General features: G+C 65.2%; 17 protein-coding genes and 1 pseudogene. 1 reads left to right on the forward strand and 17 read right to left on the reverse strand.

What is annotated here, in order from left to right; all coding sequences use genetic code 11:
- Positions 1-21 precede the first annotated feature (21 nt).
- The 16 genes and pseudogenes from RIN79_RS15385 to secA all read right to left on the reverse strand — a co-directional run bounded on the left by RIN79_RS15385 (position 22) and on the right by secA (position 16,789).
- A complete protein-coding gene (locus RIN79_RS15385) occupies positions 22-1,761 on the reverse strand; it encodes a DUF3363 domain-containing protein (protein ID WP_309085555.1) in 1,740 nt (579 codons plus the stop codon).
- A 244-nt stretch (positions 1,762-2,005) separates the two neighbouring features.
- On the reverse strand, positions 2,006-2,770 hold the full coding sequence (locus RIN79_RS15390; RefSeq protein WP_309085556.1) for a lytic transglycosylase domain-containing protein: 765 nt from the start codon (positions 2,768-2,770) through the stop codon (positions 2,006-2,008).
- A 3-nt stretch (positions 2,771-2,773) separates the two neighbouring features.
- Positions 2,774-3,121, reverse strand: coding sequence for a DUF736 domain-containing protein (locus RIN79_RS15395; RefSeq protein ID WP_309085557.1), 348 nt, complete (start codon positions 3,119-3,121; stop codon positions 2,774-2,776).
- A 45-nt stretch (positions 3,122-3,166) separates the two neighbouring features.
- A complete protein-coding gene (locus RIN79_RS15400; protein WP_309085558.1) occupies positions 3,167-3,712 on the reverse strand; it encodes a S26 family signal peptidase in 546 nt (181 codons plus the stop codon).
- Positions 3,709-4,227, reverse strand: a complete 519-nt coding sequence (locus tag RIN79_RS15405) for a DUF2840 domain-containing protein (protein WP_309085559.1) — start codon at positions 4,225-4,227, stop codon at positions 3,709-3,711. Before RIN79_RS15405 ends, RIN79_RS15400 begins: the two co-directional genes overlap by 4 nt.
- The gene (locus RIN79_RS15410; protein WP_309085560.1) at positions 4,224-4,478 is read right to left on the reverse strand and encodes a hypothetical protein; all 255 of its coding nucleotides are present in this window, start codon (positions 4,476-4,478) and stop codon (positions 4,224-4,226) included. Before RIN79_RS15410 ends, RIN79_RS15405 begins: the two co-directional genes overlap by 4 nt.
- Positions 4,475-5,113, reverse strand: coding sequence for a ParA family partition ATPase (parA, locus tag RIN79_RS15415; protein WP_309085561.1), 639 nt, complete (start codon positions 5,111-5,113; stop codon positions 4,475-4,477). Before parA ends, RIN79_RS15410 begins: the two co-directional genes overlap by 4 nt.
- 208 nt (positions 5,114-5,321) lie before the next feature.
- Positions 5,322-6,209 (reverse strand): replication initiator protein A, encoded by an 888-nt coding sequence (locus tag RIN79_RS15420; protein ID WP_309085562.1) that lies wholly within the window; start codon positions 6,207-6,209, stop codon positions 5,322-5,324.
- 11 nt (positions 6,210-6,220) lie between these two features.
- Positions 6,221-6,508 (reverse strand): helix-turn-helix domain-containing protein, encoded by a 288-nt coding sequence (locus tag RIN79_RS15425; RefSeq protein WP_309085563.1) that lies wholly within the window; start codon positions 6,506-6,508, stop codon positions 6,221-6,223.
- A gap of 126 nt (positions 6,509-6,634) precedes the next feature.
- The gene (locus RIN79_RS15430; RefSeq protein WP_309085564.1) at positions 6,635-7,387 is read right to left on the reverse strand and encodes a DNA -binding domain-containing protein; all 753 of its coding nucleotides are present in this window, start codon (positions 7,385-7,387) and stop codon (positions 6,635-6,637) included.
- 36 nt (positions 7,388-7,423) lie between these two features.
- A complete protein-coding gene (locus tag RIN79_RS15435; protein ID WP_375165948.1) occupies positions 7,424-7,780 on the reverse strand; it encodes an XRE family transcriptional regulator in 357 nt (118 codons plus the stop codon).
- A gap of 13 nt (positions 7,781-7,793) precedes the next feature.
- The gene (locus RIN79_RS15440) at positions 7,794-8,159 is read right to left on the reverse strand and encodes a type II toxin-antitoxin system RelE/ParE family toxin (protein ID WP_309085566.1); all 366 of its coding nucleotides are present in this window, start codon (positions 8,157-8,159) and stop codon (positions 7,794-7,796) included.
- A gap of 515 nt (positions 8,160-8,674) precedes the next feature.
- A pseudogene (locus tag RIN79_RS15450) lies at positions 8,675-9,865 on the reverse strand (tyrosine-type recombinase/integrase); the annotation flags it as partial.
- A gap of 369 nt (positions 9,866-10,234) precedes the next feature.
- On the reverse strand, positions 10,235-11,512 hold the full coding sequence (locus tag RIN79_RS15455) for a GNAT family N-acetyltransferase (RefSeq protein WP_309085568.1): 1,278 nt from the start codon (positions 11,510-11,512) through the stop codon (positions 10,235-10,237).
- Positions 11,512-12,918, reverse strand: coding sequence for a lipopolysaccharide biosynthesis protein (locus RIN79_RS15460; protein WP_309085569.1), 1,407 nt, complete (start codon positions 12,916-12,918; stop codon positions 11,512-11,514). Before RIN79_RS15460 ends, RIN79_RS15455 begins: the two co-directional genes overlap by 1 nt.
- A gap of 1,138 nt (positions 12,919-14,056) precedes the next feature.
- Entirely contained in the window at positions 14,057-16,789 is a 2,733-nt protein-coding gene (gene secA, locus RIN79_RS15465) for a preprotein translocase subunit SecA (RefSeq protein ID WP_309085570.1), read from the reverse strand.
- Positions 16,790-17,051: 262 nt separating this feature from the next.
- On the opposite strand from secA, the gene RIN79_RS15470 reads away from it, so the two are divergent.
- Positions 17,052-17,984 (forward strand): peptidyl-prolyl cis-trans isomerase, encoded by a 933-nt coding sequence (locus tag RIN79_RS15470; protein WP_309085571.1) that lies wholly within the window; start codon positions 17,052-17,054, stop codon positions 17,982-17,984.
- On the opposite strand, the gene RIN79_RS15475 is transcribed toward RIN79_RS15470, so the two are convergent.
- On the reverse strand, positions 17,956-18,585 hold the full coding sequence (locus RIN79_RS15475) for a TetR/AcrR family transcriptional regulator (protein ID WP_309085572.1): 630 nt from the start codon (positions 18,583-18,585) through the stop codon (positions 17,956-17,958). The two genes, RIN79_RS15470 and RIN79_RS15475, sit on opposite strands and share 29 nt — an antisense overlap.
- Between the last annotated feature and the right edge of the window lie 83 nt (positions 18,586-18,668).

The raw sequence follows: 18,668 nt of genomic DNA on the forward strand, positions 1-18,668 counted from the left end.
GCGGCTCCTTTCTGATTGCGGCTACAGGCCGAGACCGCGCTTGCGGCCGAAATTCCAATCGACGCCGCCGTCGCTGCGGGCGACGCCGGAGACATGCTGGCCGAGATGGCGGTCGAGGGAAGGCGACCAAGGCACGAGCTGAAAGCCGAGACCGTCGTCGATCATGGCGAAGCGGCCGGAGGCGAGCGCGATCCGCTGCCGGTAGGCGCCGGCGACATATTCCCCGGCCCCGGCCTTGGCGAACGGGCGGCCTGTTTCGGCCGCGAGCTTCTCGCCGATCGCTTCGATTTCGCGCTGACGCAGCATGTCGATGAGGTTGCGGGAGAAGATGACGTTGCGGCCGTGGCGTTCGGCCAGGCGCTGCTCGATCAGATGTTCCGCCCGGCGGTCCATCGCCTCGCGCACCTCGGCGCCGAAGCCGCCGCCGCCAAGCGCCACAGGTTCGCGGGCGATTGCCTGCCGGTCGAGCCAGGTCGCGCCGATTGCGATGACCTGGGCAGCGATGTCGAGATCCGAGCGGACAGCAAGCGCCACGCGCCGCTGCCCCCGCGCATCGTCGAACCTGCGCAGCTCGACGATCGAGCCCGGCGCGCTGTCGCCGGCGGCCTCGAGGTCGGGCAGCTTGATGTGGTGGGTGCGGCCGTCGACCCCGTCGACGACGGCGTAGGCGGTGCCCTTGAGTTCGTCGTCGAGGCCTCGCGCCACGAGCCGGCCGACAATGGGGTCGTTCAGGCTCTCGCCGGCGAGCACATAGCTTGGTGCGCCGCGCTCGATGCCGCGGTCGGTCAGCGCGCGGTGCATGCGCTTGATGATGTCGCCGCGCTCGCCGAGCTCGCGCAACGTCGCCTCAGCCTTCTCCGAAATCGTCCATTGACCGGGACCGGTCTCGTCGGCGAGGCCGAGCCCTTCGAGCTTGCGAAGTCGCCCGACCTTCAGTGCGTGAAATTCATCGGGCTGCCGGTCCGGATGCGGGGCGAGGTCGACGACACCGGTCCTGTAGGCGTCGCGCGCGAGCTGACGATCGAGATTGGTCCAGCGCTCGGACTCGACCTGGCGCTCGATGGTCCGGCGGATTTGGTGATCGGTGCGCGGTCCCAACTCCTGCGTGATGAGATCCCGCGCCCGGTCACGCATGCCCTCCTTGATGTAGTCCCGCGCGATCACGAGGTTCTCGCCGTCGTCGCGGACGCCGCGCACGATCAGATGCACATGCGGATGCTCTGTGTTCCAATGATCGACGGCGACCCAGTCGAGCCTCGTGCCGAGATCCTTCTCCATCTGCCCGACCAGCTCGCGGGTGAAGCTCTTGAGGTCCGGCATCTCCACCGCGTCGTCGGGCGACACGATGAAACGGAAATGATGCCGGTCGTCCTCGCACCGCTCCGCGAACGTTTTGGGATCGGCGTCATCCCCGCCGGGACCGAACAGCCGGGCCTTCTCTCCATCCCGGGTCACGCCCTCGCGGCGCAGATAGGTGAGGTGGGTGCCGAGCGGCGCATTGCGTCCACCCTGCCGCACGACGCGGGCCTTGACGACCGCGCCACGCGAGCGGGCCGTCAACAGCCGGTTGGCCTGCACCGCCGCACGCTGGCCGCGACCAAAGCGCGAGCGGTTGCCGGGGCCGATCCTTCCTCGCCGGGACACCGCGCCGCCGGCCTTCTGCGCGGCAGCAAGCGCCTGCGCGATGAAGGGCCTGACTTGCTGGGCGCGGGTCGAGCGGATGCGCCCTGGCCGGATGCGGAAATCGTCCTCGGCGCTCATGGGCGTGGCTCCGCACATCGCGTAACGCCGAGGAGATTGTTGGGAAAACGCCGCGCGCGCAGGCTGCGCCGATCAGGCGCACCTCGCGCAAACGCGCCATAACCCCTTGAAAAACCACAACCGCCCAAAGCCGCACATCGCGGCCCTTTATCCTGCCATCGTGCGGTTGTGGTGACTGCTCTTCCCGCTTCTGACGCCAATTCCACGCCAGAGCCCGACAATACCGCAGAGAGTGCGAAGTCGATCATTGCGGCCTCGCACTGTCGGTTCGCGCCACGAAGAGGCCATCCGAACGCGGTGCAGGCGGCGTTGGATCGCGCACGGACTCCGGCGCAGATGGTGCAACGGGATCGCCGTCGGGCTGCGGCTGATCTGCACGCGGCCTGCTATCGACCTGCACGATGAAGAGCGGTGCGCGGGTCCAGGCGAGTGGATCGGCGGTCGCCACGGTGACGGGAGCAGCAAGGTCGACGCCGCCAATGATCGGCGCGAGAGCGGCGACATAGGCGCGCGTTTCGGCAGGCAATGGGCGACCGGTCGTGCGATATTCCTCGTAGCGGCCGGGACCGGCATTGTAGGCAGCGAGAAAGCCCGGCGAGCCGTACTGATCGTGCATCGCGCGCAGGTATGCTGCGCCCGCCATGATGTTGTCGCGCGGGTCGAAGGGATCGCCGCCGAGACTGTGGCGAGCGCGCAGATCCGCCCAGGTTGCGGGCATGACCTGCATCAGCCCTATTGCGCCTTTGTGCGAGATCGCGCGCACATCACCGCGGCTTTCGACGCGCATGACGGCGCGAATCCACGCCTCCGGGATGCCGAACCGGCGCGCTGCCTCTGCGATATGGCCGGCATAGGGATCGCTGGGTGAAGTGCGCTGCACCGGCGTGTCCTGGGCTGCGGCCGAAACGGCAGGCGCAAGGGGGATGAGCAGGCCGGAAAGGAGAAGGATGGCTGTGCGCCGGACGGTGGGAAACCGTCCGGCGACAGCGCGATGGCGGTGGACTTGCATCGCTCAGTCCCGCTCGCCGCGCTTCGGCGGGCGGTTCCAGTGCAGACCCCAGGAGACCTTATCGTCGGCCGACTGGAACAGGTTAGCGCGGATCGGCTGGCTGAAGGTCGGATCGTCGAGCTGCAACGAGACGTAGTCGCCGGCCTTCTCGCCGGTGCGTTTCCAGCCCGCGCCGATCTCGGCGCCGGGTTCGTTGTGCATGCTGTCGAAGACGTGGACGCGGAAATCCGGCGCATTCTCGGCGTCGGAGTGATCGGCAGGAATGATGATGATGTCTTGGTGCAGCAGGAGTGTTTCCAAGTGACCGACGAAGCCGCTGTCGTCGCAGGTGAACTGACCGATCAGGGACATGATTGCCTCCGTGAATTTGCGGTGAGATTGGGATTGGGCACGCCGTCACCGCGTCGACGCGCGCCAGACGAAGCGGCCGTCGCCGTCCTCGTCGGTGTAGAGAGGGATGGCCCGGCCGATCACGGCGGAGGCGGGAAGCGGGCCGAAGTAGCGGCCGTCGAGGCTGTCGCGCACTTCCCAGTTCATGAGGAACAGTTCGCCCTCGGCGACGACGCGGCAGCCCTGCCAGACGGGCAGCGGATTGCCGCGACGATCGCGATCGAGCGCCTCGCCCATCGGCACGGTGTCGACGGTAATCGCGAGGCCCGTCCTGCAAACCCGCTGGCCAGGGAGCGCCACGACGCGCTTCATCAGCGGTACACCGCGCGGCAGATAACCGCCCTCGGCGAGGAAGCTCGAAAGCGGTTCGGGCGCGCGTACAGCGACCAGATCAGCGGCTTCCGGGGACGGGTCTGGCTCGATGGTATAGAGGCCGATCGGCGTGCTGGCCGACGCGTTCCAGACCAGCTTCGGCGCGAAGGAAACGAGCGACAGGATACCGAGTAACGACACTGCCGCCGTCGTGGTGATGGCGTAGGCAAGCCGGGTCATGCGCCGATCTCCCGGCGCAGAAGGAAGGCGCGATGGCGCTGCATTGAGTAGGCGCGCGGCGTCTCGCCGGCGGCAAGGCGGTTATGTACGTGCCGCCAGTGATCGGGCGAGACCTCGGCGGAATCGATGCCGATCGCCTCGATCGCGTCGATGAGCTGGAGCATGCGCTTCACCGTCGGCCAAGCATCGACGCGCAGCAGGATGTCGCCGCCGGGCGTCACGGTCGGGATCGTCTGGCAGACTTCGCCGGCACCGACCGCGCGGAGTATGTCGAGCCGCGAGAGCACGGTGCCGTGCTCGTTCGCGGCCCAGCGTACGAGTGCGAAGACCGAGCCGGGAGGAAAGAAGAGGATGCGACGGCGGCGGTCTAGGACCTTTTCGCGCACCTCGCGGCCGAAGCGGATCCAGTGCTCGACTTGCTTCTCGATCCAGACGAGCTCGACCTGGGTGAGATCGTCGAGCGTCAAACCGGCGGCGCGGCCGGCGCGCGTGGATGCGGCGGCAAGGCCGGTCATTGGGCGTCTCCTTGGGCTGGTGGGAATTCGCGCTCGAACAGCGCGCGCAGCATGTCGGCGACCGTCTGGCCCCGCTGAAAGGCCGCGATCTTGATCCGGCCGCGCATGTCGGCGGTGACATCGATGGTCAGCCTGGCCGAGAACTCGTGGGCGGCCTGAGGTGGCTGCGTCTGGCGATCGGGCGCCTTGATCCAGCTCTCGGCATCGCCGGGACGAGATGCGAAGCCGCGCTTGGGGGATCGTTCGCTCATGCGCCGATCCTCGCGACTTCGGCCGCGAGCGCGGCGATCTCCCGCGCGCCAGGGCAATCCTCGTCCTGCTCGGCAGCGATCCGTCCGGTCTGCACGACATCGGCGAAGACGATGCGCTGACCGATGGTGGTCGCGAGCAATGGCGGATCGTGATCGGCGAGCGTCTCGGCGGTTTCGCGCGCCAGCACAGTGCGGGCCGCGCATCGGTTCAGCACGAAACGAGCGGCAAGCTGCGGGCGATAGATGCGCGCTTCACCGAGCAGCGCCAGCATCTCGGCCGACGCCCAGCCATCGAGGGGCGACGGCTGCACCGGGATCAGCACGAGATCGGCGGCGAGCAGCGCCGAGCGCATGAGACCGGCGACGCGTGGCGGCCCATCGATAACGACATGGTCCGCATCACGGGCCAGCTCGGGCGCCTCGCGATGCAGGGTGTCGCGGGCAAGTCCGACGACACCGAACAGCCGCTCCAATCCCTCTCGGCTACGCTGCTGCGACCAGTCCAGAGCCGAGCCTTGGGGGTCGGCGTCGATCAGGGTGACGCGCTGCCCATGCCGAGCCCATTCGCCGGCGAGATGCAGCGCCAGCGTCGTCTTGCCGACGCCACCCTTCTGGTTGAGGAGCGCGACGATCATGACGGGCTCCCGGCGATCGGGGACTCGTCCACATGGCGCGAAAAAGCGGCTTCCGTTAGAAAGATTCCGAAGGAATCTAGGTTAGATAAGTTACGGGGCTCGCAAGCTGCTGATTCAGCGCGAGGAATCGGCGATTCCGGTCCCCGATAGCACGAGAGTCCGGTCCCCGATGGCACGATAGTGCCGGTCCCTGATAGCACGAGACTATTCACAGCTTATCCCCAGGGCGAGTTGTCGAGCGACAACGGCGGCGCGGGATGCCGAGCGCGTCGGGATCGGTGGGTGCGAAGGACAGGATTTCTGGACCGCCGAGGCATTGCTCGATGGTCAGCCGGTAGCCCGGCAGCGGCTGGCGGCGGACGATTTCGCGCAGGTCGTAGGCGAAGTGCTTGAGTGGCGAGAGGCTGCCGGACTTCGCGTGGAGATGCGGGAAATCGAAGCTCCAGCCGAACTCTTGGCGGCCGCCGTGCTTGCGCACGAGACGGTAAAGCCAGCGCTCCAGACCGCCCGTGAGACCGAAATAGTTTCGGTCAATTGTGAGCACGAGCGCCTTGTCCAGCACGGCGCCATAGAACCAGTCTGGTAGGATCAGCTCGAGGCCGAGCGGACGGCCGCGGTGATCGGCACGCTCCTTCCACTCGTTGATCCAGGAGAAGCGGTGCATCCGCCGCTCAGTCGGTTGGCGGATGGACGTCGCGACCGTGGTCGACTGGAGCCGGTCGAGCGCGGCCTTCAGGCGGTCGTAGTCGCGAAGCGACACGCCGCGGCCGATGAAGTTCAGAATCTCATAGGGTGTGGTCGCCATCAGGCGCGAGGGGCGTAAGCCGACATCGCGCGCTTCGACGATCTGCGAGGCGGCCCAGATCAGGACGTCGGCGTCCCAGATCGTGGCCATGCCATGCTCAGGGACGGCCTCCACGCGGATCTTTACCGAGCCGGCCTTGAAGTCGATCGGCGCCAGCCGTTTCGACTTGGCGAGCGAGAAGAAGGGATAGGCCATGAGGTCCTGCGCATCGCGAGGCGCGAGATCGCCCGGTAGCGCCCGGAACAGATCGAGCTGTGCGCGTTCATCGTGATGCGTGTGGCGGGACAACACGGCCGGACACCTCAGCGCGCGAAGCGGCCGCCGGCGGTGGCGTAGGACGCGGCGGCCTGGCGTTTGGCTGGGAGAACGGTGCCGCCGCGCGGATCGGAGGTTGAAGTAACGAGACCTCGGTCCGCCCAGCCCTGCAGGTCCTCGACGGAATAGACGACGCGGCCACCGAGCTTGCGATATGTCGGACCGGTTCCGTAGGTGCGGTGTTTCTCAAGAGTGCGCTCGGACAGGCCGAGGAAGCGTGCCGCTTCCTGGGTCCTCAGATAGCGCGGCGGTATATTGGCGGCTTTTTCGGCCATGATCGAACCTCCGTGGTCTCGCGGGTGGCCGCTGCGAACAAGCGGCGGGTTGCGAACACGGTGGCGTGGCGACGGCGCTTCCGGCAGGAACGAAGTTAGGAAGTTATTTTCGACACCGAGCGCAGCTCAGCGGGAGCGGCGCGGACGGCGTAGCAGCGTTCGGTAGCCGCCGCGCACGTAAGACATTCCGTCGCGCGCAAGGCGGGCGATCGACACCCGAACTGGGTTTTCGTCCCACGTCGCGGCATCATGTCTGAGTTTGGGAAAGATCTGTTCGGCAATCTTGCGATAGCTCGCGCCGGCTACGCGAGCGTCGAAGACGCGAAGCATCAGGCGTGCCCGGTGACGGCGCTGCGGTGTGAGGCGTGCAGGATCCTGGATCAACTCGCCGCCCTTAGGTTGAACAAGGCGAACGATAGAATCAATGAGAGCCCGTGGGGTGAAATACTGACCGGCTCCAGATCGCGCATCCTGGGAATTCTTTGCGATCAGACCTTCATAGATGTCGCCCATCATGTCGGTGGAGATGGATCGCCAGTCGAGTCTATCTATACCGTCAATGACGGCTCGCAGATTTTCACTGTGTGAAAACACGGTGGTCGGAAACGCATAAATTTTCCGAACACGATCGTCTTCTGCGTGACCGCCGAGGAATGTCAGAACATCTCGATAGTGGGTGAGGAGGTCGCCACCGGTGTAACCGACAATATCGTCCCAGCGATAGCCGGCCGGTATGAGTTCTTCGGTTTTGTTTTCCGCAGCAATCTTAAGGAACAAAAGGTAAGTTAGCTCAGATATGTACTCATGGTAACTGACGCCATCGCCCCTGAGAACGTGACACAAGTTCCAAATCTTTTGAACGATGTTGTCGTATAGCAAATGCGTGGCCCCCAGGTCTTATCGATGTATTGCTGACTAGGCAGGCCTTCTGCGCCGCGCCGAGGTGTGGCTTCCTGCATCCCGATCAGCTGCCAGGTCACCAAGGTTGTGAAGCCGGAGCAGCGGCCGGGCCGGCAACTTCACGGTAAGCTCAAGCTTTCCACCAATCGCTTCGACGTAGCTCCGTAGCGTCGACAAATACATGTCGGCTTGGCCTTCGATCTTCGAGACCGAAGGTTGTTTGATGTTGAGGGCGGTCGCGATGTCAGCCTGAGCCTTGCCCGCGATCTGGCGCAATTCCCGGAGACCTTCCACTTCCTGCTTCAGCTCTTGGTACCGCGCTTCGACCGCCGCCTGCTCATCCGCAGGGAGCGAAGCGATGATATCGGTCAAGTTCCGGCCCATCTCACATTCCCTTCTTCGCGGCTTTCAGGTTTTCCAGATGCACGGAGAACCGCAAATCCGCTTTTGCGATAAGCTGCTTGTAGAAGCGCTTCTGGCTGCCACCAGATTTATCGCCCGCCACCAGCAGGATTGCCTTCCTCTCTGGGTCGAAGGCGAAGGCCGCACGCCATTCGCCACCGGACGCCCCGAAACGCATTTCCTTCATATTGCAGTGCTTCGACCCTTTGAGCGTATCGACATGCGGGCGACCAAGCTGCGGGCCGTAGTCGGCAAGCAGCTTGGCGACAGCCAGCAGTTCGGTCTGCACCTCTCGCTCGAAGGCCAGAAACTCCGCCTCGAAGGCATCGTCCAGTCTGACTTCCCACATAGCGATATAGCCTGTGAGCTATGTTCGGTCAATAGGAAGGCGGCGTGGGACAGCCGGCGAAGCCGTGGTCACGCGACGGCAACTTTCGGCCCAGGCGTCGAGATCATCGACCGCGTAGCGGACCCATTTTCCAAATTTATGGAAAACCGGTCCGCCCCCCAGCGAGCGGTAACATTCCAGCGTATGCGCCTCGAGCGCGAGGTAGCGGGCGGCCGCATCGGTATCGACGAAGCGGATCGGCCCCGCGTCGTCGACGAACCTGGCCCGACGCAGAATTTCGGGCGTTGGCCAACGGCGCTGCGGGTTGGCGTCCTTATGCATGGCTCGCCTCCTTTCGCTCGTCGCGCTTGGAGCCGGGAGGTACGGCGCGGTTCTCGCCCGAGTTTGGTGCGGGAGGCATATTGGCCGTCCTCGTAGCCGAGGGGCTTGCCGGCCGCTGTCAGCACTGGCTCGATCACCTCGACGTCTGGCGCCACCGGAGGCACGTCCACGACCGGCGCCGGCGTGGAGATCGGAGCCGGGCTCGCTGGCTGACCACCGAGCAACGCCTGCCGCCGCTGGTTCACCGCCTCCGCCGCAGCGCGCACCGGGTCGTCCTCGGTGTGCACGTACTTCATGAACATGGTCACCGTCTTGTGGGCCGTGAGCGCCATGCCGACCTTCACCGGCACGCCGGAGTTGGCGATGTCGGTTGCCGAGCGGTGTCGGATGCCATGCGTTCCGATATGCGGGAGCCCGGCGCGCTCAAGAATGCGCCGCCAGCCCTGGTAATAGGTGTGCTTCGACATCGGCAGGTTGGGATCGAAGACCGATGGGCAGACGAACGGCGATTCCTCAAGGCGCGGCGCGGTCTCGAACAGCCGTTGCGCTTCGGCGCTCATGGGCTTGGACATGCCGCCGGTCTTGCTGTCGGGCCAGACCACCCGGCTATTGTCGTAATCGATCCACGACCATTCGAGTTGGAGGATCTCCGACATTCGCGCAGCGAATTCGAACTGGAGCCGGATTGCGAGGAGAATGAAGGGATGCTCAAGACCCTCCGCCTCGGCGCGCGCGAGGTAGGCGAAGAGCTTCTTCATTTCGCTGTCGGTGATGAGCCGGGTCTTTCCCCGTTCCGGGAACTTCGGGACGTGGCGGCACGGGTTCGACCCGTCCGGGCGCATGCCCCAGACCTCGGCCATGTTGAACATCTTCCGCACGGCCGCGAGAACGCGGTTCGCGTTGGTCGGCTTCTTCGACATCTTCTTCATCAGGTTCGAGATGTCGGCGCGCGTGACGTCAGGCACCTTCAGTTGGCCGAGCACCGGGATGATGTAGCGCTTGCCGTAGCCGCGGTTCGATTCGACGGTGGACGGCTTGTTACGGGTCTCCGAGTAGTCGGTGATGAAGCGGTCGAAGAGTTCCTTGACCGTGGGCGCCTGGCGGGCGGTCGCTCGTTCGGCGCTTGGATCGACGCCGCGGCGGACCTCGGCCAGCCAATCCTGGGCGATCCCCCGAGCCTGCTCGACAGTGATCTCACCGTAGCGGCCGATAGCGGGCTTTCGGCGCTGCCCGTTGTGAGCGACATAGGCCACCATGAAGATCTTGCGGCCAGCCGGCGTGACCTTGACAAGGAACCCGGGTATCGTCGTATCGCGGAGTTCGTAATCGCGCTCCTGGGCGGTTGCGGCGTCGACGGCGGTCTTTGTGAGTTTGATTTTGGGCATTCCTAACCTCCGTTGAGGTCGGATTTCAGGTGCAACATAGGTGCACCTAGAAAGCCAACCGTAGCGTACGTCCGGCTAGGTATGTGTGTTCTGAAAACCGAAAAAAGCTAGTGCTGACAATCGGTTATCGGGAAAACGGATACTGCCGGATACACAAAGGATAGGGCATATCCGGTCTCTCAAAATCGGTTTCCGCAAGGAGTGCTGGTTCGAGTCCGGCCAGGGGCACCATCCCGTTTCCCCATCCGCCGCAAGGAGCCCCGTGGCAGCAGCCGACGTCCTCCGCGCCGGTCAGCGGCGCGCCATCTGCAGCAGCTTGCAGAGCTCGATCAGGTCGCGTGATGGCGGGTTCGGGTCGGCCCGGCCGCCTCAGCGCCGCAGCAGCCGGCGGATGCCGTTGCGCAGGAGGCGCAGCCGGTTGCGCGCCGCGCGGTGGAAATGGATCTGCCCTGCCGCCTGATGGGCAAGCCGCTCCGTGTCCGGCGTCAGGCCGACGACGAAAGTGCCGATCGGGCGGCGCTCCGACCACAGGCGGCTCATCACCGGGTGGTCAGGCACCGCGCAGGAATCGGTGGCGCTGATATTCGGGTCCTCCAGATGCGTCTTCGTCACCTCGATCATCAAAAGCGTGCCGGGCGAGAAGGCGGCGTAATTCTCGTCATAGGCCGTCTTCCAGGTATAGGCTATGCCCGATTCCACGAAGACGATGAGGCAGGCAAGCGCGTGGTTGTTCAGGACCAGCGTGTGGATGCGGCACAGATCGCGCTCGGCCAATAGATGCACCGCCTCGCGGGCAAAGGCGGCGCGGTAGCGATCAACCGCCATCGCCGTGCGCTCGCGGCCCTTCCAGCCCGACGCCTCCAGCGTGAGGAAGGTCTCGATGCCGTGGCGGATCTCGTCGGGCTGGCGGGCGATGCGGTGCTCCAGCCGTCCAAGATCGGCCAGGCGCCGCTTCAGGCGGCGGAACTCGCGATAGTGATGCGGGCGCAGGCTCTGCTTCAGATAGGCCTCGCCGTCCAGGTCGCTCTCAAGGAACGGCCGCTCCGCCTCGCTAGCGGTGATCAGCGGCAGGTTGCGCGTCTCGGCCACGGCGCGCAGGGCCGCGGCGAAGGGGCCGTCCATGCGCGTCTCGGGAAAGACGAAGACCTTAGGCAGGTGCAGATGCGGCCGGGCGAGCATGGCGAAGAAGTCTTCGATCACGCCGATCGGGTCATCGCCGTCCACCAGCGGCGTGCCGAGCGGGCCGAAGGGGTGCGCCCAGGCGCGCATCACCGTGGCGCCCAGCGGCAGCGGCGGCTTCTCGATGGAGAAGGGGACGAGCAGGCGCAGCCTGTTCTTCTCCTCCGTGCCGTCGCGGATCACGGCAAGGCGCACCTCCCGGTCCTCCAGCCGCGGCATTGCGGGGGCGAGGAAGCGCGGGTTGAAGAAGACGTTGGGCTCGATGGCCCGGGCGGCGAGGTAATCGAGCTCCTCCACCAGCTCGATCCCCGCCGAGGCGGCATAGACGGCCATGCGGCGCATCGGACGGCTGGAGGAGAACAGCTCCATATCGGCGCGCTCGCGCCCCTCGCCGATGCCGGCCAGGTCGCTGATCAGGGCGCCGGATGCGCTGCCGCCCATTTCTTCCAGGAGTGGGGTGGAGACCATCAGGCCGCCTCCTTCGGTGCGGGCAGAAGCGCCACCATGACGATGCCGAGCTTGCGCCATACGGTTATGGCAAGGAGCGCCGTCTCGACGGCCATGGCGAGCGCGGTGGCGATCGCCACGCCCCAAAGGCCGAGGGCCGGGATCAGCGCGAAATTGAGCGCGATATTGACCGCGAGCGTCACGCCGTAGATCACCACGCAGATATTCTGGTGGCCGCTCATGGTCAGCAGGCTTTCCGCGGGCCCGACCGCCGAGCGCAGCACGACAGCGGCGACCAGCAGGAAGAGGAGCGGGTAGCCGGCGTCGAAGCCCGGCCCGAACAGCATCAGGATCGGCTTGCCCAGCGCCAGCACCACCAGTCCCATCAGGATGGCAGGCCAGAAGGTCCAGTAGACCGTCTCGCGGGCAAAGCGCGCCAGCTCCTTGCTGTGGTCGCCATGCAGATAGGCGGCGTAGCGCTGGGCCACCCCTGTCTTCACGGCGAAATACACGAAATGAACGAGCGCCAGCGTCTTCACCGTGGCGTAGTAGACGGCAACGTCCGTCGGCTGCATGAAATAGCCGACCATCAGCACGTCCGCATTGGTCAGCAGGAAGAAGAAGCCGTCGGCAAGGAAGATCGGAATGGAGACGGCGATCCACTCGCGCAGCCGGTATTCGGGCTTCGCCTGCCTTACCCTTGCCTCCGCGCCGGCACTGGTGCTGGCGAGCTGCAGGATGGTGGTGATGTAGGTGGCGAGGATCGCCGCCAGGACCGCCGTGGTCGCGTCGGGCTCATAGCCGGTGACATGCAGCCCCCACAGGAAGAGGAGGATTAGCGTCGGACGCACCAGATAGGCCGGCGCCATGGCCCAGATCGCCCAGGAATGGGCACGGGCGACGCCCTGGAGCTGGTCGCCCAGCGCGATCATCGGCAGGCAGACGAGGCCGAGATAGAAGGGCACCACATAGTAGCTCTCGATCGCCGGCTCGAAGAGCCAGATGCCGAGCGCGCCGATCAGCGCAAAGGCGGTGGAGGACAGGAGCACGAGACGGCGGCTCGCAAGCAGGATCCCGCGCAGTTCGGAAAAGCGGCCCTTGGCTTCGTATTCCGGGATGAAGCGGATCACCGTCGTGTGAAAGCCGAGACAGGCGATGTTACCGAGGATGACCATCGTCACCCAGACGAGCACGAAGATGCCGTATTCAAAGCCGCCCATGTAACGGGCAAGCAGCACCTGGCTGACGAAGGCGATGACGGCGTTGACGAGGCGCAGCGCGAAGGCGATCAGCGACATGCGGCCGGCCGGGCCGCGCGCGTCGGGCGTGGAGACAAGCGCGTCCAGCCGCTGCGCCCAGGGGCGCGCAAGCGCCGCCAGCCGCCCGGGCAGGAAACGTTCAGCCGCTATCGCCGCTGAAAAGCGCACTCGTTACACTCCGCTTCGCCAGTCCGGCATCCTTGGTATGACAGGAGTCTTTAAGAGCAGGTTGCGATGGAAGAAAGGCCGGGGGATGGTCACGGAAAGCGAGTGCCGGCACTCCACACCCTCCCGCTTGAGTGGAGTCGCGGAGCACAGTCGCGAAGCGACTTTGCGCTGCGGGGTGGGGGTGATGACGGTTGCGCTTGTTCTTCGCCACCCCGCTCACTTCGTTCGCGACGCCGGCCGTGGGCCCGCGGCCTTTAGCATTTCCCCGGCGTTCGAAGCCTTTCATCGTGCCACTGGCACGATGAATTCGCTTCGCGAACCGGCTTCTCACCCCACAAGGGGAGGGTGGGGCGCGCTCCATTGCCGCCGCGCAAGGCCGGCGCCCCCGCAACCGCTCACCTTGTCGATCAGCGGTGAAGCCGGATGCCGGCGGTTGTCTCTCCCCCTGCGGGAGAGAAAGCAAATTCTTGGGCTTGGGCGTCTTGTCCGCCGCAGCCCAGAGGGCGGAGGCGGAAGCCCAAGTCCTTAGAATTTGCAAGAGAGGGGTACCTCGGAAACCTATCCCCCAGCACGCCGGCCTTGAAGGGTGGGGATGAAATTGGCCTCGCCGTCCGGATGCGCAAAAAAAATTTGCAGCAAAAACAAGCTCCTACACGATTTCCGCATTTTTTCGCCGGAAATTTTATCCCCACCCCCGGCAGCCCTCTTACAATCCGTCCCATCGCTCTTGCGGGAACCGGATGCGCACCGGGTGTTCGGGAGAGCGGCGGCAACCTCCCCCTCCAGGGAACGGTACCTGGAGGCATGCTGAGGGCCCGCGACAGGCCGGCGGTGCCGGGATGCAGGGTCAGAGACTGCATCTCGGAAAAACGGATGCTGGGTGAGAGACAGCATCGCGGAAACCGCGGAGAAGCCGCTAGGGTTTTTCCTTCGGCCCGGCAAAGACCACCCCCTTCATTGGGTGCAGCCGGGACGGAAGAAGAGCCCGAGTGACCGGCCAATGTCGGGACAGCGGCCGGCGGGGCGCGTGGAACGCGCCACGTAAACTAACAGAGAGGCACGGATCACGCGCCCCGCTTCCCACCTTCTTCAACGGCCAGACGGCGAAAGCCGGGCGTGGCGGCGATGTTTGTCGCGCCTATGCGAAGGTCCCGTGGCAGTGCTTGTATTTCTTGCCCGAGCCGCAGGGGCAGGCCTCGTTGCGGCCGACCTTGCCCCAGGTGGACGGATCGTTGGGATCGCGCTGCTCGGCGGGCACGACGCGGGTATCCGCACGGGTGAGCGTCATCGTGTCGCCGTCGTCGAACTCGTCCTCGCCGGTCGAGCTGTCGATATGATGCGGCTGGACGTTGCGCGGCGCCTGCGGGGGCGGCGCCTCGGCCGCCTCGCGCACCAGCTCGACGCGCATCATCTGCGCCGTTACTGCCTGGCGCAGATTGCCGAGCATGGCCTGGAAGAGCTCGAAAGCTTCGGTCTTATACTCGTTCAGCGGATCGCGCTGGGCATAGCCGCGGAAGCCGATCACCGAGCGCAGATGATCGAGGTTCACCAGATGCTCGCGCCAGAGGTGATCCAGCGTCTGCAGCAGGACGGATTTCTCCACATAGGCCATGATGTCCGGCCCGAAACGCTCGGCCCGGTCGGCGGCCGCCTTGTCGGCGGCTTCCGTGATGCGGTTGCGGATGTCCTCCTCGGCGATGCCCTCCTCCTGAACCCATTGCTCGATGGGAAGCTCGAGATTGAGGGAGGAGCGCACGGCCTCCTTCAGACCCGCGGCGTCCCACTGCTCCGCATAGGCGTTTTCCGGGATGTGGCGGCTCACCATGTCGTCGATGACGTCCTGGCGCATCTCCGCCACGGTCTCGGAAAGATTCTCCCCGTCCATCAGCTCGAGGCGCTGCTCGAAGACCACCTTGCGCTGGTCGTTCATGACGTCGTCGTATTTGAGCAGGTTCTTGCGGATGTCGAAGTTGCGCGCCTCGACCTTCTTCTGCGCCTTTTCCAGCGCCTTGTTGATCCAGGGATGGACGATCGCCTCGTCCTCCTTGAGGCCGAGCTTCTGCAGCATGCCGTCCATGCGGTCGGAGCCGAAGATGCGCATCAGGTCGTCCTGCAGCGACAGGAAGAATTTCGAGCGGCCGGGGTCGCCCTGGCGGCCGGAGCGGCCGCGCAGCTGGTTGTCGATGCGCCGGCTCTCGTGGCGCTCGGTGGCGAGCACGTAGAGGCCGCCCGCGGCGAGCGCCTTCTCCTTGAGCCGCTGCACGTCCTCGCGGATCGCCTTTTCCTTCGCCTCGCGCTCCGGGCCCGCCGGCATGTCGCCCAGCTCCTCGGCAATGCGCATATCGGCATTGCCGCCGAGCTGGATGTCGGTGCCGCGGCCCGCCATGTTGGTGGCGATGGTGATGGCGCCGGGCTTGCCTGCCTGGGAGACGATGTAGGCTTCACGCTCGTGGTGGCGGGCATTGAGGATCTCGAAATCCTTGATGCCCTCCTTACGCAGGCGCTCCGCCAAAAGCTCGGACTTCTCGATCGAAGTCGTGCCGACCAGGATCGGCTGGCCCTTCTCGCGCGCCTCCTTGATCTCGCGCACGATCGCCCGGTACTTCTCCTCGACTGTGCGGTAGACCTCGTCGTCCTCGTCGAGGCGGCTGATGGGCACGTTGGTCGGGATTTCGACCACCTCCAGCCCGTAGATGTTGCCGAACTCTTCCGCCTCGGTCGCCGCCGTGCCGGTCATGCCGGCCAGCTTGTCATACATGCGGAAATAGTTCTGGAAGGTGATGGAGGCGAGCGTCTGGTTCTCCGGCTGGATCTTGACGTGCTCCTTGGCCTCCAGCGCCTGGTGCAGCCCGTCCGAATAGCGCCGGCCCGGCATCATGCGGCCGGTGAACTCGTCGATGATCACCACCTCGCCGTTGCGCACGATATAGTCCTTGTCGCGCTGGAACAGCTTTTGCGCCTTCAGCGCATTGTTGAGGTGGTGCACGATGGCGACGTTCTCGACGTCGTAGAGCGAGTCACCCTTGAACAGGTTCGCCTCGCGCAGCATCGCCTCGACTTTCTCCGTGCCTTCCTCGGTGAAGGTCGCGGTGCGCTGCTTTTCGTCGATCTCGAAATCGCCCTCGGTCAGCTGGAGGACCAGGGCGTCGATCGTGTTGTAGAGCTCGGAGCGATCGTCCAGCGGCCCGGAAATGATGAGCGGCGTGCGCGCCTCGTCGATCAGGATCGAGTCCACCTCGTCGACGATGGCGAAATTGTGCCCGCGCTGCACCATCTGGGCGCGCTCATACTTCATGTTGTCGCGCAGATAGTCGAACCCAAGCTCGTTGTTCGTCGCGTAGGTGACATCGCAGGCATAGGCCGCGCGGCGCTCCTCGTCGGAAAGCCCGTGCACGATCACGCCGGTGGTGAGGCCCAGGAAGCTGTAGATCCTGCCCATCCATTCGGAGTCGCGCTTGGCCAGATAGTCGTTGACCGTGACGACATGGACGCCCTTGCCGGCAAGCGCGTTCAGGTAGACAGGGAGGGTGGCGACAAGCGTCTTGCCTTCGCCCGTCTTCATCTCGGCGATCGAGCCCTCATGCAGCACCATGCCGCCGATGAGCTGAACGTCGAAAGGGCGCAGCCCCAGCACGCGTCGCGCCGCCTCGCGCACCACCGCGAAGGCCGGGACGAGCAGATCGTCCAGGCTTGCGCCATCGGCGAGCTTCTTGCGGAACTCCTCGGTCTTCCCGCGCAGCGCCTCGTCCGAGAGCGCCTGCATCTCCGGCTCGAGGGCGCCGATGGCCTCCGCCTTGGGACGCAGGCCCCTGACGCGACGCTCGTTCGAGGATCCGAAAATCTTGCGGGCAAGGCCGCCGAGACTGACCATGTCCTGGTCCTTTCAATCACGATCTGCCGACTTCTTGCCGGTTCGTTCCGCCAGTCGGCCAATGTAGGCAGGCAGCAGCTTTGGTGCGCCGGAAAAGCTTCTGGACGCAGAATTGAGGCAGAGATAAGAGGGGCCACCCCTTATGTCAACTTTGCGCGGGAAGGGGTGCCGGGCCGCACAAATCCGCCACATCTGGGTGCTTATTGGCCGCCCAGGGCCTCATTCTCGGCCACTTCGAAACTGACGACTGGAGTATTTTTCGATGACCCATTCCCTCCGACGCTATCTGATCGCGCGTGCCGGCGCGGCCGCCATCATCGCCGCACTGAGCGCCGCCCCAGCACTGGCGCAGGAAAGCCCAGTCGTCGCCACGGTCAACGGCCAGGAGATCACCGAGGCCGACCTCAAGCTGGCGGAAAGCGAACTCGGGCCGCAATTCGCGCAGATGCCCGAGGACCAGCGGCGCGCGGCAGCCCTTTCGGCCGTCATCGACGTGCGGCTGTTCGCCGCCGAGGCGGAGGAAGCGGGGCTGAACAACGACGAAGAGTTCAAGCGCCGGGCCGAGTTCCTGCGCCAGCGCGCCCTGCACAGCGCCTATATCGACGAGAAGGTGGTGAAGCCGATCACCGAAGAGGAAGTGCGCGCCCGCTACGATACGGAAGTGGCCAAGATCCCGCAGCAGGAAGAGGTCCGCGCCCGTCACATCCTGGTGGAAAACGAGCAGGAAGCGAAGGACATCATCAAGCAGCTCGACGAGGGCGGCAACTTCGAGGCGATCGCAAAGGAGAAGTCCAAGGACGGCGCGGCCGCACAAGGCGGCGATCTCGGCTATTTCACCGCCGACGCGATGGTGCCGGAATTCGGCACTGCGGCCTTCGCCATGGAGCCCGGCACCTATTCAAAGGAGCCGGTGAAGACGCAGTTCGGCTGGCATGTGATCAAGGTTGAAGACAAGCGCATGCAGCAGCCGCCGGCCTTCGAGCAGGTGCAGGAGCAGATACGCTCTCTCGTCATCCGCGACAAATACATGGAAAGCCTCGCCTCTGTCAGGCAGAACGCCGAGCTCGAGATCCCGAATGCCGAGTTGAAGACCGCCGTCGACGGCCTCCTGCGCCAGCAGCTCGGCCAGGCCGAGCCTGCCGCCGCGGCAGAGCAGCCCGCCGCCGCTACCGGCGAGCCGGCGAAGACGGAATAGCGGCGCTTTTCGCCGCGGCGCCGTGGACGATGATGCGCATGATGGCGCGAAGCTCGTCCTCCCCTATCTCGCAGCGGTGGGTGAAAAGCCGGTTCCAGGCGAAGGAGACGGCAAGCTCGGCCACCAGCTTCGGGTCAATGTCCGGGGCAAGCTCGCCCCGGCGCTGCGCCCGCTCGGCCATGCCGGCCACGTAGTCGCGGCGGTCGACGAAATAGTCTGCGACCGCCTCGGCGGTGATCTCGTCATGCTGGGCTTCCGCCAGGATCGAGCGAAAGATCTGCCCGGACCGGTTCGTGCGCCAGTGCCCCAATAACTTGCCCACGAAGAGGGTAAGGTCTTCCGCCAGATCCCCGGTATCGGGGAAGCGGAAATTTCCCTTCGAGCGCCGGTAGACTTCAAGCAACAGATCTCCCTTGCCCCGCCACCAGCGATAGATTGTCGGCTTGCCCGCCCGCGCGCGGCGGGCCACCGCCTCGATCGAGAAGCCGGCATAGCCCGCCTCCTGCAGCACTTCCTGCGCAGCGTTGAGGATGGCCTCTTCCGTTTCCGGGTTGCGCCGGGCTCCGATCGAGCGGCGCGGCTTGTTCTCCCCTTCTTGCATCACCGTCTCCAAAAATCTTGGCGCGTGCATCCTAGCACCTCCCTTGACGAAACGAAACGGTCCGTTCTATATAACGACACGTT

It is taken from the genome of Chelativorans sp., from assembly GCF_031180965.1.
Lineage (GTDB): Bacteria > Pseudomonadota > Alphaproteobacteria > Rhizobiales > Rhizobiaceae > Chelativorans.

Excerpts from the sequence above, each read along its gene's own strand:
- RIN79_RS15385 (WP_309085555.1), bottom strand. The coding sequence starts at position 1,761 with ATGAGCGCCGAGGACGATTTCCGCATCCGGCCAGGGCGCATCCGCTCG.
- RIN79_RS15390 (WP_309085556.1), bottom strand. The coding sequence starts at position 2,770 with ATGCAAGTCCACCGCCATCGCGCTGTCGCCGGACGGTTTCCCACCGTC.
- RIN79_RS15395 (WP_309085557.1), bottom strand. The coding sequence starts at position 3,121 with ATGTCCCTGATCGGTCAGTTCACCTGCGACGACAGCGGCTTCGTCGGT.
- RIN79_RS15400 (WP_309085558.1), bottom strand. The coding sequence starts at position 3,712 with ATGACCCGGCTTGCCTACGCCATCACCACGACGGCGGCAGTGTCGTTA.
- RIN79_RS15405 (WP_309085559.1), bottom strand. The coding sequence starts at position 4,227 with ATGACCGGCCTTGCCGCCGCATCCACGCGCGCCGGCCGCGCCGCCGGT.
- RIN79_RS15410 (WP_309085560.1), bottom strand. The coding sequence starts at position 4,478 with ATGAGCGAACGATCCCCCAAGCGCGGCTTCGCATCTCGTCCCGGCGAT.
- parA (WP_309085561.1), bottom strand. The coding sequence starts at position 5,113 with ATGATCGTCGCGCTCCTCAACCAGAAGGGTGGCGTCGGCAAGACGACG.
- RIN79_RS15425 (WP_309085563.1), bottom strand. The coding sequence starts at position 6,508 with ATGGCCGAAAAAGCCGCCAATATACCGCCGCGCTATCTGAGGACCCAG.
- RIN79_RS15440 (WP_309085566.1), bottom strand. The coding sequence starts at position 8,159 with ATGTGGGAAGTCAGACTGGACGATGCCTTCGAGGCGGAGTTTCTGGCC.
- RIN79_RS15455 (WP_309085568.1), bottom strand. The coding sequence starts at position 11,512 with ATGGTCTCCACCCCACTCCTGGAAGAAATGGGCGGCAGCGCATCCGGC.
- secA (WP_309085570.1), bottom strand. The coding sequence starts at position 16,789 with ATGGTCAGTCTCGGCGGCCTTGCCCGCAAGATTTTCGGATCCTCGAAC.
- RIN79_RS15470 (WP_309085571.1), top strand. The coding sequence starts at position 17,052 with ATGACCCATTCCCTCCGACGCTATCTGATCGCGCGTGCCGGCGCGGCC.
- RIN79_RS15475 (WP_309085572.1), bottom strand. The coding sequence starts at position 18,585 with ATGCAAGAAGGGGAGAACAAGCCGCGCCGCTCGATCGGAGCCCGGCGC.